This is a genomic window from Streptomyces sp. NBC_01433 (assembly GCF_026340105.1).
Taxonomy (GTDB): domain Bacteria; phylum Actinomycetota; class Actinomycetes; order Streptomycetales; family Streptomycetaceae; genus Streptomyces.
This window is the reverse complement of sequence record NZ_JAPEPM010000001.1, coordinates 174958-189926: the sequence shown is the minus strand read 5'-3', so window position 1 is coordinate 189926 and position 14969 is coordinate 174958. Positions and strand designations below refer to the sequence as shown.

9 protein-coding genes are annotated in these 14969 nt (G+C 69.7%); 4 read left to right on the top strand and 5 right to left on the bottom strand.

Going from position 1 to position 14969, the window contains the following annotated elements:
• Window positions 1-63: 63 nt before the first annotated feature.
• The 5 genes from OG413_RS00745 to eccCa form a co-directional block, all read right to left on the bottom strand.
• On the bottom strand, window positions 64-1077 hold the full coding sequence (locus OG413_RS00745; RefSeq protein WP_266802335.1) for a hypothetical protein: 1014 nt from the start codon (window positions 1075-1077) through the stop codon (window positions 64-66).
• Window positions 1078-1117: 40 nt separating this feature from the next.
• The gene (locus tag OG413_RS00740) at window positions 1118-3439 is read right to left on the bottom strand and encodes a DUF6571 family protein (RefSeq protein ID WP_266802333.1); all 2322 of its coding nucleotides are present in this window, start codon (window positions 3437-3439) and stop codon (window positions 1118-1120) included.
• Between the two features lie 90 nt (window positions 3440-3529).
• On the bottom strand, window positions 3530-4246 hold the full coding sequence (locus OG413_RS00735) for a hypothetical protein (protein WP_266802331.1): 717 nt from the start codon (window positions 4244-4246) through the stop codon (window positions 3530-3532).
• Window positions 4247-4317: 71 nt separating this feature from the next.
• Window positions 4318-4785, bottom strand: a complete 468-nt coding sequence (locus tag OG413_RS00730; protein WP_266802329.1) for a hypothetical protein — start codon at window positions 4783-4785, stop codon at window positions 4318-4320.
• A gap of 220 nt (window positions 4786-5005) precedes the next feature.
• Window positions 5006-8965: a type VII secretion protein EccCa gene (eccCa, locus tag OG413_RS00725; RefSeq protein WP_266802327.1), complete on the bottom strand. Its 3960-nt coding sequence runs from the start codon at window positions 8963-8965 to the stop codon at window positions 5006-5008.
• Window positions 8966-9149: 184 nt separating this feature from the next.
• Between eccCa and eccD the strand changes: the two genes are divergently transcribed.
• The 4 genes from eccD (at window position 9150) to OG413_RS00705 (ending at window position 14958) form a co-directional block, all read left to right on the top strand.
• On the top strand, window positions 9150-10628 hold the full coding sequence (gene eccD, locus OG413_RS00720) for a type VII secretion integral membrane protein EccD (RefSeq protein ID WP_266802326.1): 1479 nt from the start codon (window positions 9150-9152) through the stop codon (window positions 10626-10628).
• Window positions 10629-10805: 177 nt separating this feature from the next.
• Entirely contained in the window at window positions 10806-11096 is a 291-nt protein-coding gene (rpsO, locus tag OG413_RS00715; protein ID WP_003965855.1) for a 30S ribosomal protein S15, read from the top strand.
• Between the two features lie 272 nt (window positions 11097-11368).
• Window positions 11369-13582, top strand: a complete 2214-nt coding sequence (locus tag OG413_RS00710) for a polyribonucleotide nucleotidyltransferase (RefSeq protein WP_266809792.1) — start codon at window positions 11369-11371, stop codon at window positions 13580-13582.
• Window positions 13579-14958, top strand: coding sequence for a pitrilysin family protein (locus tag OG413_RS00705; protein ID WP_266802324.1), 1380 nt, complete (start codon window positions 13579-13581; stop codon window positions 14956-14958). The genes OG413_RS00710 and OG413_RS00705 overlap by 4 nt, the downstream gene beginning before the upstream one ends.
• The last annotated feature ends 11 nt before the right edge of the window (window positions 14959-14969 follow it).

The window sequence follows — 14969 nt, the reverse complement described above, 5'->3', positions numbered from 1 at the left end:
CTTGGCGCGGGCCGCGTCCTCAGCCTCGGAGGCGATGTCCTTCGAAGGGCTCCCGGTCGGGCCTCAGCCGCCCAACTCCTCGACGGCGTCGCCGTACGCGCCACGGGCGTTGTTGCGGCAGTTGAGAAGTGTCGAGTCCTGCTCCGCCGCAGGCAGCGCCCGGAGGTCGGCCCACCGGCTGAACAGCGTCCCGCTCCGCTCACGCAGCAGTCCCGGCCGGTCCTCCGGAGCGGTGGACCGCAATTGAGCCTTCCAGGTGCCGGTGAGGTGGCCGGCCAGGTCTGTCTCCGCTGCCGGCGTCCGCACGTTCCCCTTCAGCAGCGCGGTGAAGACATCGCGGTACCAGGCGTCGGAGTCCTTGCCCCGGCTCTCGGCCACGTGCGCGGCGACGCCGGCCAGCGCGCCCGTCACCCGTGCATCGCTCGCCGCGACGGCGGACGGGGCTTCTCCCGTCGCGCTGTCAGGCAGGGAAGCGAAGCGCTGAACGCCCTCGTCGTCGAGTGAGGTGCGCAAAGAGGTGTAAACGGCCGGATCGCCCGACGCGGCGCTCATGGCGGTGAGCGCCGTCGCGGAAGGCACCGAGAAGTGGGCACCCGAATCGTCCTGCCACGGGCTCTTGGCGGGGGCCGCCGTGTTGACATACGCGGGGTTCAGGCCGTGGAGAATTTCATAGAGGTCGTGGGCGTACCCTTCCATAGCCTCCCCGAGATGGCGGCGCAACCCTTCCGGTACGGTGCCGTCGCCCCGTCCGGTTCCGGTCCCGACAGCGAGCAGCACGTTCTTCATCGCCCGAGCCTGCTTCGGTGTATGCCGTCCGGCCTCGCTGCCCTTTGTCACCCGGACGATCGCCGCCCCCAGCTCCGCACAGTCGTCCCCCTCGGGCGCGGCCGCGCCGAGCGCCGTCCGCATCCGTTGCTGCTCCATCAGCCCCGCACAGTCCGGCGATCCGTTGTCGGAGCGAGGGATGAGCAGCCACAGCCCTGCCGCGGTTGCCCCGGCCACAAGACAGGAGACGACGAGCAGGGCCGTTCGCCGGGTGCGCGCGGGTCGGTCGGGTGAGGCTGAGGCGTCGGACATGGTTGCTTCCTCGGGTGGGACGGTCGTGAATCGGAGCCGGTCAACTGGTCGTATCGGCGAGGTACTTGTGAGCCGTTCCCTCGCCCCGGTCGGCTCCGCCGAGCATCGTCGTCTTGAGCGTGGTCACCGTGTTCTGATCGGTCTCGTCCGTGAGGTCGATGTCGCTGCGACCGGCGGCCCAGCCCTGGACGGTGTTGGTGATCTGGGTGGAGTCCTTGAGATGCAGATCGGCGATCTCCGCGTTCGCCTTGGCGTCCTCGCCGGCCTTCATGTCGTTGCCCCACTGCCAGGCCCAGACGTCCACCCCGCGCTGTAGGGCGTCGCCGACCACGATGGATCCGCCGGCTGTCGGAATCGCCAACGGCGTCACCGCGCCGCCGATGACGTGATAGGCGACCTTGGACTTCCAGTCCGCCTCGCTGTATCCGGCCATCCGCTCGTCGTTGATCACGTCCTCGCGTATCGCGGTGTATGTGCCGAGTACCGAACCGGCCTTGTCCCAGTTGCCGCTGTGCGCGAATCCGGTCGCGCCGTTCGGGATCCGGTCGAGCTCGTTGTTGAGGTGCCGTGCCTCCGCCTTGTGCAGGGCGGCGTAGGCGTCGGGGTTCTCGGAGAGCCCGCGCATCACTTGGATGAGGTCCTTGGGGTTGGTGGCCAGATGGCCGTTTCCGTCCTTGGCGAAGTGGCCCTCCCCGGAGGCGTTGGTGTATTCGTCGTTCACCGCACCGATGATCTCGTGGGTGTCCGAGGCGTATTCGGCCAGCGCGTCGGCGACGGGCGCACGGAGGTTGTCCGGCACAGTGGCCTCCGTTCCCTCCCCCTTGCCCGGCGCGAACTGTTCAAGGATCCCGTTCATCACGCGCGCCTGGGCCTCATCATGCTTGGCCTCGGGCCATGGGTCCCGTCCGGCCGGCAGCGGCTCGTGCCCGGTCGCGGCGGCCTCCAGCGCGGCGCCGAGTCCCATTCGGTTGGTCGGGTCGTCGAACGTCGAGTTGGCGTAACCGAGGACCACGTGCTTGGGCCAGTCGCGGGAGTCGCCGCCGTCCCCGACGAGGTATTCCAGGTGGTTGTTGCCGACGTGGTTGTTCTGCCCGCCGGAGTCGGCCCCGTTTCCGGCTGGGTCGAAGAACGCGGTGGCGGCGTCGGGGTTCTTGCTCATGACCCCGAGAAGACCGTCGATGGCGTCCGTCTCGATGCCCTTGTGTCCGGGACCCCACTCGGTGAAGAGACCGGGCTTGTCCTTCTCCGCCGCGATGAGCTTGTCGCCCATCTCGTACAGGAACTGGTCGTCGAAGTCGGTGTCGGCCTGCTGCATCAGGCTGACGAAGGACTGGTAACCGTAGAGCGGGTTGTCCTTGCGGGCGAAGTTCTCCGTGCCCGTCTCGTGCAGCTCCTTGGTGAACTCTCGGTAGAACCTGCCGTCGTCGCTCGCCACCCACCGCTTGAACGCCTCCGATCCGGGCGGTGCGTCCTTGACGCTTCCCGGCACCTGGGTGGCGGTGGCGGCGGAGTTGGCCAGGCCCTTCTGGATCTCCAGGTACTGGGCCTTGTTCTTCTTGTCCGAGTCGTAGGCGCGGTCGTTGAGCTTGTTGGTGACCTTGATCAGCCCGTCCGGGCCCAGCCCGTTGAGGAGTGTCTGGGAGAAGGTCTTGTCGTGCGAGTTGTCCCGCACCGAGCGCTGGAACTCCGCCATGTCGGCCGCGGAGACCTTGTCACCGTTGTTGATACGGGTGGCGATGTCCTTGGTGTTCTCCGCCTCGTACTTCTCCACGTCGCCCTGCGCGTGCGCGTTGAAGCCGGTGCCCAGCGTGTTGTCGTTCTTGTCCCCGTACCCGTCCCTGGTGACGGCCTCCAGCGCGATCTTCACGCCCTGGTCGGCGTCGTCCACCGCCTTGACGCAGTCGTCGATCGCCTTCGACCAGGACGCCACGGACTTGCGGATGCTCTCGGCGTAGTCCGGGTCGTGCCGGGTCGCGGCCAGTTCGCCTTTCGTGAGCTTCGCGTAGTCGTAGGTGACCACGCCGCTCTCGGAGATCTGCATGCCCGCCGTGACCGCCGCGGCGCACTGGTTCTCCAGGTTCTTCTTCAGCCGTACGAAGTCGTTGTGCGCGTCGCGCAGCAGCGAGGCTATGGCCTTGGCCTGGGTCTGCGCGGCCGCGTACTCGTAGCGGGTGGCGGCGAAGTTCATCTGCGCGGTGTTCGCGCTCAGCCCTGACCAGGACGGGCCGAGCGTGATGCACTGGACGCTGTCCTTGTACCGGTTCTCGACCTTCTTGATCTCCGCCGCCGCGTCGTCCCACTTGTCCGCGGCCGCGGTCAGCTTGCCCAGGTCGGTCGTCATGACCTCGCTGTAGGTGAGCATGTTTTCCCCCTGATGCTGTGTCTGTCGAAGCGGGCCGGGCACCGCGACGTGACCCGACGCGGCCCGGCCCCGCGCGGTGGCGGGCGGACCTCAGGCGAGTTGCGCGTGCAGGGCCAGGGCGAGGCCGGAGAGCTTCTCGCGGCCGGGCCCGGAGGTCCCGTCCTCGCCCGCCGTCACCACCAGCGACGCGTCGCCGTCATCGGTGGGCCTCACCCGCACGGTGACGCAGTCGCCGTTCTCGGAGGCCACCGCCTCACCCGGCGCGCCCGCCCCCGTGCGCTTGAGATACGCGGTCAGCTTCTCGGTCGAGAACCCCCCGGCGGACATGATCACCGGTGCCAGCAGGTTCTCGGCCGACGCCGATTGCGTGGCGATCGTGTGCACTTCCACGGTGCCGGCGCCCACGTGGAAGAGGCAGCTGACCAACGCCCCGGGGTTGGCCGCGAATCCGCCCGGCCCCTCCGCGTCGCGCCCGTTCTCGGCGGTGACGGCGGGCGCGTCCGCGTCGCCGCCCGCGGCACCACCGGCACCCGTCTCCCCGGACAGCCCCGCCGCCTTCGCCGCGCGGGTGATGTCGTACGGGAGCGGGCAGTCGTCCGCCCCGTCCGGCCCGACCTTGTCGGCGAGGGCCCGGAGCGCGGAGACGCTCACGGGACCGGCCGCCTTCCCCGCCCCCGCGTCGGAAGCGCCGGATCCATCGCCACCGCGACCGCCACCACCACCGTCGCCCTGCCCGCAACCGGTCAGCAGCGCCGTCGCGAGCAGCATCGCCAGGGCGCCGCCGCGCCGGAGTCGGGTGCGTTCCATGGGGCGGGGGCCTTTCGTCCTGCGGGTACGGGGGAGGGGCAACGGGTGCCTGGGCATGATCTGTTTCCGCCCTACATACCGCCGAGCCCGGACGCCCACGGCCCGTACTGCGGCTTGAGCAGCGGCGAGAACTGGGAATTGATGTCCAGGTCGTTGCGGGCGAAGCCGTTGGCCGTACCGCGCAGGCCGTTCTTCTCCGTGCTGAGCCGGCCCATCAGCGTCTTCACCTGCTTGTCCCAGGTCTCGCCCAGCTTGGCGATCGCCGGACCGGTGGCCCAGTCGGTGAACTCCCGGGCCGCCGCGGACGAGGCCTCGTCCGCCCAGTTGGTGGACTTGTTGGTACTGTCCTCCAGCTCGTTCTCGATGGTGTTCGCGGCGGCGGCCTTCTCCGCGGGCGTCGAGGCCAGGACCTGCCCGCCGGGACCGGACAGCGGGCCGTCGTCGGCGCCGTTCAGCCGCATACTCGTGCTCTGCCGTTGCGTGGCCTCCGCGCGCAGCGTGGCCCACTCGTCGTCGAAGCCCATGAGATTCCCCCGCATCGCATGCCTGTGGACGGTGCCGCCGTGTCCGGGCGCACCGATCGATCACCCACTCGACGCTAGTACATGGTGGTTACCGGCATCGGTCCGGCCCCGGCCTCTCGCCCTTGTCCCCCCTCGCGCGTACCCACAACACGCGACCGGGAACATCCCTGAACGCACCGGGGCCCCCGCGCACACACATCGCGCGGGGGCCCCGGCCGACACCGGCGGCACTGCCTCAGTGCTGCTCCGGCAACCGCCCGATCTGCACCAGCGGCGTACCGCGCCTGCGCGACGCGAAGTACCCGCGCCCCGGCGGCATCGCGTGACCGCGCACCGAACCGATCAGCTCGCCCTCGCCCGGATCACCGGCCAGCACCACGCCCTGCGCGCCCAGTTCCTTGATCCGCTGCATGAACGACTCGTACATCGACCTCGAAGCCCCCGCCGAGTTGCGGGCGATGATGAACCGCACCCCGGTGTCCCGGGCGAACGGCAGATACTCCGCCAGCGGAGCCAGCGGATTGCCCGCGTTCGTCGCCACCAGGTCGTAGTCGTCCACGATGATGAAGATCTGCGGACCGCTCCACCAACTGCGGTCCCGCAGCTGCTGAGGAGTCACATCCGTCGGCGGCTGGCGCCGCGCGAACACCCCCGACAACGCCTCCATGTGCATCTGCATGGAGCTGGCCATCGGCGCGTACTCCAGCAGATGGGACTCCGGCAGCGCGCCCAGCAGCGCCCGCCGGTAGTCGCCCACGACGAGCTTCGCCTCGTCGGGGGAGTACCGCTCCGCGATCTGCTTGGCGATCAGCCGCAGCAGGTTGGTCTTGCCGGACTCGCTCTCGCCGAAGACCAGGAAGAACGGGTCCGTCTCGAAGTTGACGAACACCGGCTCCAGCGCCGTCTCGTCGATCCCGATCGCGATGCCCCGCTCCGGGAACTCGAACCCCTTGGGCAGCTGGTCCGCGGGCAGCTTGCGCGGCAGCAGCCGCACCGCGGGCGCCGAGGGCCCCGCCCAGTTCGCCTTCACCGCCCCGACGAACGCCGCGGTGCCGTCGGAGAGATCCGCGCCGCTGCTGACGGAGTCGATACGCGGCAGAGCGCCCATGAAGTGCAGCTTCTCCGGCACCTGACCACGGCCGGGCACCCCCGCGGGCACGTTCGAGGCGACCTTGCGGTCGAACTCGGAGTCCATCACATCGCCCAGCCGCAGTTCGAGCCGGCCGAGGATCTGGTCCTTCAGCGCCGCCCGGACCTCCATGTACCTGGCCGCCGTGATGACCACGTGGATGCCGTACCCGAGACCGCGCGAGGCGATGTCGGTGACGGTCTGCTCCAGCATCTCGTACTCGGCCCGGAAGCCGCCCCAGCCGTCGATCACCAGGAACACATCGCCCCAGGGCTCGCCGGGCAGCTCACCCCGGGCGCGCTTGCGCCGGTAGGTGGCGATCGAGTCGATGGAGTGGGCGCGGAAGAACTCCTCGCGCCGATTGAGGACCCCGGCCACCTCGGCGACCGTACGGCGCACCCGCTCCGGGTCCAGCCGGGAGGCCATCCCGCCGACGTGCGGCAGCTCCGCCAGCGACACGAGACCGCCACCACCGAAGTCGAGACCGTAGAACTGCACCTCGTGCGGGGTGTGGGTGAGCGCGAACGAGGAGACCAGCGCCCGCATCATGGTCGACTTCCCGGACTGCGGACCGCCGACCACCATCATGTGCCCGGCCGCACCCGAGAAGTCCCGGTACAGCACCTCACGCCGCTGCTCGAACGGCTTGTCGATCAGCCCCAGCGGCACGGTCAGACCGCCCGGACGCGTGTACTCGGTCGAGGAGAACCCCCGGTCCGACGTCGGCGCGAGCCCCGGCAGCAACTGGTCCAGCGTCGGCGCCCGGTCCAGCGGCGGCAGCCACACCTGGTGGGCCGGCACCCCCTGGCCCTCAAGACGCCGCACGATCACATCGAGCACCGTGTCGGCCAGCGCGTCGTCGTCCGCCGCCGAACGGGCCGCCGCCAACTGCGCCGGGTCCGGGGCCGCGTACACCACCGGCACCGGAGCGGCACTGAACACCGCGGGCCGCCGTTCGATCGGCAGCTGCCCCACCGACAGATCGGGGCCGCCCGTGCGGTACGTCCCCGACACGTACGCCGCCTTGAACCGGGTCATCTCGTCCGTACCGAACTTGAGATAACCGGAACCGGGCACCGACGGCAGGTGGTACGCGTCCGGCACACCCAGCGCCGTACGCGACTCCGCGGCCGAGAAGGTCCGCAGACCGACCCGGTAGGAGAGATACGTGTCCAGACCGCGCAGCTTGCCCTCCTCCAGACGCTGCGAGGCCAGCAGCAGATGCACACCCAGCGAACGGCCGATGCGGCCGATCTGGATGAACATGTCGATGAAGTCCGGCTTCGCGGTGAGGAGTTCGGAGAACTCGTCGATCACCAGGACCAGCGAGGCCAGCGGCTCCAGCGCGGCCCCGGCGGCCCGCGCCTTCTCGTAGTCGTGGATGTTGGCGTAGTTGCCCGCCGACCGCAGCAGCTCCTGACGGCGCTGGAGCTCACCGCGGATCGCGTCACCCATGCGGTCCACCAGCGTCAGGTCGTCCGCCAGGTTGGTGATGACCGCCGCCACATGCGGCATCTGCGACATCCCCGCGAACGTCGCACCGCCCTTGAAGTCCGCGAGGACGAAGTTCAGCGTCTCCGACGAGTGCGTGACCGCGAGCCCCAGCACCAGCGTCCGCAGCAGCTCCGACTTGCCGGAACCGGTCGCGCCGACACACAGCCCGTGCGGCCCCATGCCCTCCTGCGCGGCCTCCTTCAGGTCCAGCATCACCGGCTGGCCGTCCTCGCCGATACCGATCGGCACCCGCAGCCGCTCCGACACCGAACGCGGCCGCCAGGTACGCGCCACATCGACCGAGCCCGCGTCCCCCAGATTCAGCAGATCAGTGAAGTCCAGGTTGGCCAGCAGCGGTTCGTCGTCGTCGCCCCCGCCCATCCGGAGCGGGGCGAGCTGCCTGGCCAGCGCCTCGGCGGCCGGCAACGACATCCCGTCCGGCAGCCCCTCGTACGCGAGCCTGGCACCGGACTCCAGCCTCAGCAGCCCCGGTCGTACCACCACCGAGAGGCCACCGCGCTGTTCGTCCAGCTCGCCGGAGACCACCTCGACGATCGTCACGCCCTGCAGACCCTCGGCCGCCGCGAACAGCGAGTCCGGCGGCACCATCCCGCCGTCCAGGACCACGACGACATGCGGCTGGTCCAGCACCGGCTGACTCTCCCGGCCGAACCGCGGCCGCCCGTCCAGCCGGCTCGCCAGCAACTGCTCCAGCTCGCCCAGATCATCACCGAACAACCGCTTCGTACCGGCCCCGTCGACCTGCCCGGGAACCTGCGTGTGCGGCAGCCACTTCGTCCAGTCCCAGCGCGCCACCGCACTCGGCGCCGCCACCACCGCGACCATCAGATCCTCGGGGGAGTGCAGCGTCACCAACTGCGCCACCAGCGAGCGGGCCGTCGACTGCGCCGCCTCCGGCTGCCCGGAGACCGTCACGTGGTAGAAGGCCCGCATCGAGACCGCCATCGGCAGCCCGTCCAACGACCCGTGCACCGCCAGGAACTGCTGCATCGCACCGGCGCACATCGGCTCCAGCTCATCCACCGGCGCGGTGTCCGGAGCGGCCAGCGGTGTCGACAGCTGCTGCGCCCCGAGCCCGACCCTGACCTGCGCGAAGTCCTTGTCCCCGACGCGCCGTTCCCAGACCCGGCTGCCCTCGGCGACCACTGACCACAGCTGCTCCGGCGCGGGGTGCAGATAGAGCTGTACGTCGCGCTGCGCGCGCGCCGTCCTGCGTACCGTCCGCCGCGTCTGCGCCAGGTACTTGAGGTAGTCACGCCGGACATCTGCCATTTGCCCCTGCGTACCGCGACGATGCCGGACAAGCTGGGCGACCACCATTCCGACGGTCGAGACCAGCATCAGCACACCCATGATCCGCATGAACGGAGGTGCCTGCGGCGAGAAGAAGAAGACCACCGACGAACCCATGCCGAGCACCGGCAGGATCTGCATCAGCATGCCCTCCTGCTGCCCGCGCGGCAGTTCGGGAGGAGCCTCCAACGTCAATTCATCCGTGGGTACTTCCGGCGGCAGAGACCGCGGAGGTCGTTTCACGACGATCTGGCTCACCGGAACATCAATCCCTCAATACGGACGGGCGGAAGGCCGGTCTGGTCCGCGCCGACGCCCCCGTGGCTGCGTGTGCGCGGACTTCCCTCCGCGCGACGGCGATCCTACTTGCAGATGACCCGCCCACCTCCCGGTAGGGTGGCGCGCGCACTGTGCGCAACCGCGAATCAGGGGGACCAGACACGTGAGTACGACCGCAGCGACGGGTTTCTGCCGCGTCACTGTCGTGGCGCCCGACAGCCGGATCGACGTCGCCCTGCCGGAAGACATCGCCGTCGCCGACGTCTACCCGGAGATCCTGCGTCTCACGGGCCAGACCCAGGCGGCCGGAACGCCGACCGGCTTTCACCTCGTACGCCGCGACGGCACGGTCCTGGACGGCGCCAGAACCCTCGCCGCCCAGCAGGTGCTCGACGGCGAACTGCTCAGCCTGCGCCCGTTCGCGCAGTCGCTGCCGCCCGCCGTCTTCGACGACGTCTCGGACGCCGTCGCCTCGGCCGTCACCCGCGACCGCCATCTGTGGAGCGACGAACTCCTGCGCGGCGCAGGGCTGGTCGGCGGCGTCCTGCTGCTCGTCCTCATGGGCTTCGTGCTCTGGTTCGCCGACCCGGTACGCCACGACATGCACAGCCTGCCCGGCATCATCGCGGGCTCCGCCGCACTGCTGCTGACCGCGTACGCCGGCGTACGCGCCCGGGTCTACGCGGACCGCGCCACGGCCGTCGCCCTCGGCCTGGGCGCACTCCCGCTCGCCCTCATCGCCGGCTCCGGCATCGTCGGCCCGGACGCCGGCCAGGGACCCGGCCGGCTCCAGTTCCTGCTCGGCTGCGTCGCCGTCCTGCTCGCCTCGGTCGTCCTGGTCGCCCTCACCCCCAGCGGTGACGCGCCCTTCGTCGCGGCCACCTTCCTGGCCACCGTGGGCACCCTGGCCACCTTCCTCGCGATCCTCACCGAGGCGTCGGCCACCCGGACCGCCGCCGTCTGCGCCCCGGTGGCACTCGGCCTCGTCGCCTTCCTGCCCGGCCTCTCCGCCCGCTTCGCCCGGCTGCCCATCGGCTACGCCTCACCGCGCACCGCCCCCGGCGGCTACGAGGACGACTTCGCCGACCCGAACGCCCCCGCGGGCGACCCGGAGCCCGTCGACGCCGAGCGCATCGCCGCCCAGGCCCGCCGAGGCCACGAGATGCTCCTGGGCCTGGTCGGCGGCTGCGCCGCCGTGGCCGTCGGGTCCGCCGCGGTCCTCGGCTTCTCGGACAACATCTGGGGCCAGATCCTCGCGCTCGCCGCCGGCCTCGCGATGCTGCTCCGCGCCCGCCTGTTCCGCTACACCTCCCAGGTCGCCTGCGTCCTGGTGGCCGGCATCGGCGCCATCGCCCTGCTCGTCCTCGGCCTCTCCCTGAACCCGCCGACGGACCTGCTGTACGACCTGGTCCGCTACGGCGACAGGGGCTCCCTGGACATCCGTACGATCTGGCTCTCCGCAGCCGTCGCCGCGGGCGCGGCCCTGTTCACCGCGATCGGCCTGGTCATCCCGCGCAAGGGACTCTCACCCTTCTGGGGCCGTCTCCTCGACCTCACCGAGAGCGCCCTGCTGCTCTCCCTGGTCCCGCTCTGCCTGGCCGTGCTCGACGTCTTCGCGAAGGCCAGGGCCCTCACCAGCTGAGGCCCGGCAGGGGTGCTCCGAATGGCTGGTACTCTGGCTGGTGGCCGTTTGTGTACGCGTCTCCGGATCATCCTGGGGGCTGCGCTCATCGGACCTTCGCCTCCGAGTCATGGAAGCTCTCCTGAGATCAAGACCAGGGGCACTCGTGGGCGCATCGAACATCAAAGAGGAGTACGCGTGCCGCTCGACGCCGCTACGAAGAAGCAGATCATGTCCGAGTTCGCCCAGAAGGAGGGTGACACCGGTTCCCCCGAGGTTCAGGTCGCCATGCTCTCCCGCCGGATCTCGGACCTGACGGAGCACCTCAAGACGCACAAGCACGACCACCACTCCCGTCGTGGTCTGCTGATCCTGGTCGGCCAGCGTCGCCGCCTCCTGCAGTACCTTGCCAAGAAGGACATCCAGCGCTTCCGTGCGCTCGTCGACCGCCTCGGCATCCGCCGCGGCGCGGCCGGCGGCGCCAAGTAAGGACGCTGTGAAAGGGAGCGGTTCCCGTCTTCTGGGGGACCGCTCCCTTTGCCGTACGTGCACGACCGGTGTCAAGCTCAGTAATCTGGGCGTACGACACCAGAACGAGGAGAGGCGCAGCGACGCCGCCGCCGGTCCTCGGTAGTGGCCCCCGGGACAATGCCCGGGAGCTTCGATCGAAGACCGGCCCGCACACACGGTGCGCTTCTCCTGCACCGTCCCCCGCCACACGGGCAGGGGGACGAAAGACGACGAGTATGGAGAAATCACTAGTGGAGAACGAGACCCACTACGCCGAGGCCGTTATCGACAACGGAACCTTCGGCACCCGCACCATCCGCTTCGAGACGGGCCGCCTGGCCAAGCAGGCCGCCGGCTCCGCCGTCGCGTACCTGGACGACGACACCATGGTGCTGTCGGCCACCACCGCTTCCAAGCGGCCCAAGGAAAACCTCGACTTCTTCCCCCTCACGGTGGACGTCGAGGAGCGGCAGTACGCGGCCGGCAAGATCCCCGGCTCCTTCTTCCGTCGTGAGGGCCGGCCCTCCGAGGACGCGATCCTCACCTGCCGCCTGATCGACCGCCCGCTGCGCCCCTCCTTCAAGAAGGGCCTGCGCAACGAGATCCAGATCGTCGAGACGATCATGGCGCTCAACCCCGACCACCTGTACGACGTGGTCGCGATCAACGCCGCCTCCTGCTCCACCATCCTGGCGGGCCTGCCCTTCTCCGGCCCGATCGGCGCCACCCGCGTCGCCCTGATCAAGGGCCAGTGGGTCGCGTTCCCGACGCACACCGAGCTCGAGGACGCAGTCTTCGACATGGTCGTCGCCGGTCGCGTCCTGGAGGACGGCGACGTCGCGATCATGATGGTCGAGGCCGAGGCCACCGAGAAGACCATCCAGCTCGTCGCGGACGGCGCCGAGGCTCCCACCGAGGAGATCGTCGCCGCCGGTCTGGACGCCGCGAAGCCCTTCATCAAGGCGCTCTGCAAGGCCCAGTCCGACCTGGCCTCCAAGGCCGCCAAGCCGGTCGGCGAGTTCCCGGTCTTCCTGGACTACCAGGACGACGTCTTCGACGCGCTCTCCAGCGCCGTCACCTCCGAGCTGACGCAGGCGCTCACCATCGCCGGCAAGCAGGACCGCGAGGCCGAGCTGGACCGCGTCAAGGAGATCGCCGCCGAGAAGCTGCTCCCGGCCTTCGAGGGCCGCGAGAAGGAGATCTCCGCCGCGTACCGTTCGCTGACCAAGAAGCTGGTCCGCGAGCGCGTCATCAAGGACAAGGTCCGCATCGACGGCCGTGGCGTCACGGACATCCGTACGCTCGCCGCCGAGGTCGAGGCCATCCCGCGCGTGCACGGCTCGGCGCTGTTCGAGCGTGGCGAGACCCAGATCCTGGGCGTCACCACCCTCAACATGCTCCGTATGGAGCAGCAGCTGGACACCCTTTCCCCGGTGACCCGCAAGCGCTACATGCACAACTACAACTTCCCGCCGTACTCGGTCGGTGAGACCGGCCGCGTGGGTTCGCCCAAGCGCCGCGAGATCGGCCACGGCGCACTCGCCGAGCGCGCGATCGTTCCGGTCCTGCCCTCGCGCGAGGAGTTCCCCTACGCGATCCGCCAGGTCTCCGAGGCGCTGGGCTCCAACGGCTCGACGTCCATGGGCTCGGTCTGCGCCTCCACCATGTCGCTGCTGAACGCCGGTGTGCCGCTCAAGGCCGCCGTCGCCGGTATCGCCATGGGCCTGATCTCGGAGGAGATCAACGGCAAGACGCACTACGTCGCCCTCACCGACATCCTCGGTGCGGAGGACGCCTTCGGCGACATGGACTTCAAGGTCGCCGGTACGAAGCAGTTCGTGACCGCGCTCCAGCTCGACACCAAGCTCGACGGCATCCCCGCCTCGGTCCTGGCCGCCGCGCTGAAGCAGGCCCGTGACGCGCGTCTGCACATCCTGGACGTCATGAACGAGGCCATCGACGTCCCGGACGAGATGTCCCCGAACGCCCCGCGGATCATCACCGTCAAGATCCCGGTGGACAAGATCGGTGAGGTCATCGGCCCCAAGGGCAAGATGATCAACCAGATCCAGGAGGACACCGGCGCCGACATCACGATCGAGGACGACGGCACCATCTACATCGGTGCCCAGCAGGGCTCGCAGGCCGAGGCCGCGCGCGCCACGATCAACGCGATCGCCAACCCGACCATGCCGGAGGTCGGCGAGCGTTACCTGGGTACGGTCGTCAAGACCACCACCTTCGGTGCGTTCGTCTCCCTGATGCCCGGCAAGGACGGCCTGCTGCACATCTCGCAGATCCGCAAGCTCGCCGGTGGCAAGCGCGTGGAGAACGTCGAGGACGTGCTCGGCGTCGGCGCCAAGGTCCAGGTCGAGATCGCCGAGATCGACTCCCGCGGCAAGCTCTCCCTGATCCCCGTGGTCGAGGGCGAAGAGGCCGACGAGAAGGACGACGCCGCCAAGTGACGTCCCGTAGTTCCGTGACGACGGCCCGCACCTCTTCCAAGGCGCGGGCCGTCGCCCGTACCCAGACGCTTCTCAAGGGCACCAACGGCATCGGCACGGTCCGCCGCACCGTCCTCCCGGGCGGCCTGCGCATCGTCACCGAGACGCTGCCCTCCGTACGCTCCGCCACCTTCGGGATCTGGGCCAACGTCGGTTCACGCGACGAGACCCCCACCCTGAACGGCGCGACGCACTACCTGGAACACCTCCTCTTCAAGGGCACCGCCAAGCGCAGCGCCCTCGACATCTCCGCCTCGCTCGACGCGGTCGGCGGCGAGATGAACGCCTTCACGGCGAAGGAGTACACCTGCTACTACGCGCGGGTCCTCGACACGGACCTGCCGCTGGCCATCGACGTCGTCTGCGACATGCTGACCGGCTCGCTGATCACCGCCGAGGACGTCGACGCCGAGCGCGGAGTCATCCTCGAAGAGATCGCGATGACGGAGGACGACCCGGGCGACTGCGTGCACGACCTGTTCGCGCACACCATGCTCGGCGACACCCCCCTGGGCCGACCGGTCCTGGGCACCGTGGACACGATCAACGCGCTGAACCGCGGCCAGATCGACCGCTTCTACAAGAAGCACTACGACCCCACGCACCTCGTCGTCGCCGCGGCGGGCAACGTCGACCACGCCACGGTCGTACGTCAGGTCCGCAGGGCCTTCGAGCGCTCCGGCGCCCTGTCCCGCACCGACGCCGTCCCGATGGCGCCGCGCGAGGGCTCACGCACCCTGCGCACCGCGGGCCGGGTGGAACTGCTCAACCGCAAGACCGAGCAGGCCCACGTCGTCCTCGGCATGCCCGGCCTCGCCCGCACCGACGAACGCCGCTGGGCGCTCGGCGTACTCAACACCGCCCTCGGCGGCGGCATGAGCTCCCGCCTCTTCCAGGAGGTACGGGAGAAGCGCGGCCTCGCCTACAGCGTGTACTCGTACACCTCGGGCTTCGCCGACTGCGGGCTCTTCGGCGTGTACGCGGGCTGCCGGCCCAGCCAGGTGCACGACGTCCTGAAGATCTGCCGCGACGAGCTCGACCGCGTCGCGGCCGACGGCCTCAGCGACGAGGAGATCGCCCGTGCCATCGGCCAGCTCTCCGGTTCCACGGTCCTCGGCCTGGAGGACACCGGCGCGCTGATGAACCGGATCGGCAAGAGTGAGCTGTGCTGGGGCGAGCAGATGTCGGTCGACGACATGCTCGGCCGGATCGCGGCGGTCACCCCCGACGACGTCCGAGCGGTGGCGGGCGACCTCCTGGGACACCGGCCCTCGCTCTCCGTCATCGGCCCGCTCAAGGACAAGCAGGCGGACCGCCTCCACGAAGCGGTCTCCTAACCCCTTAAGGA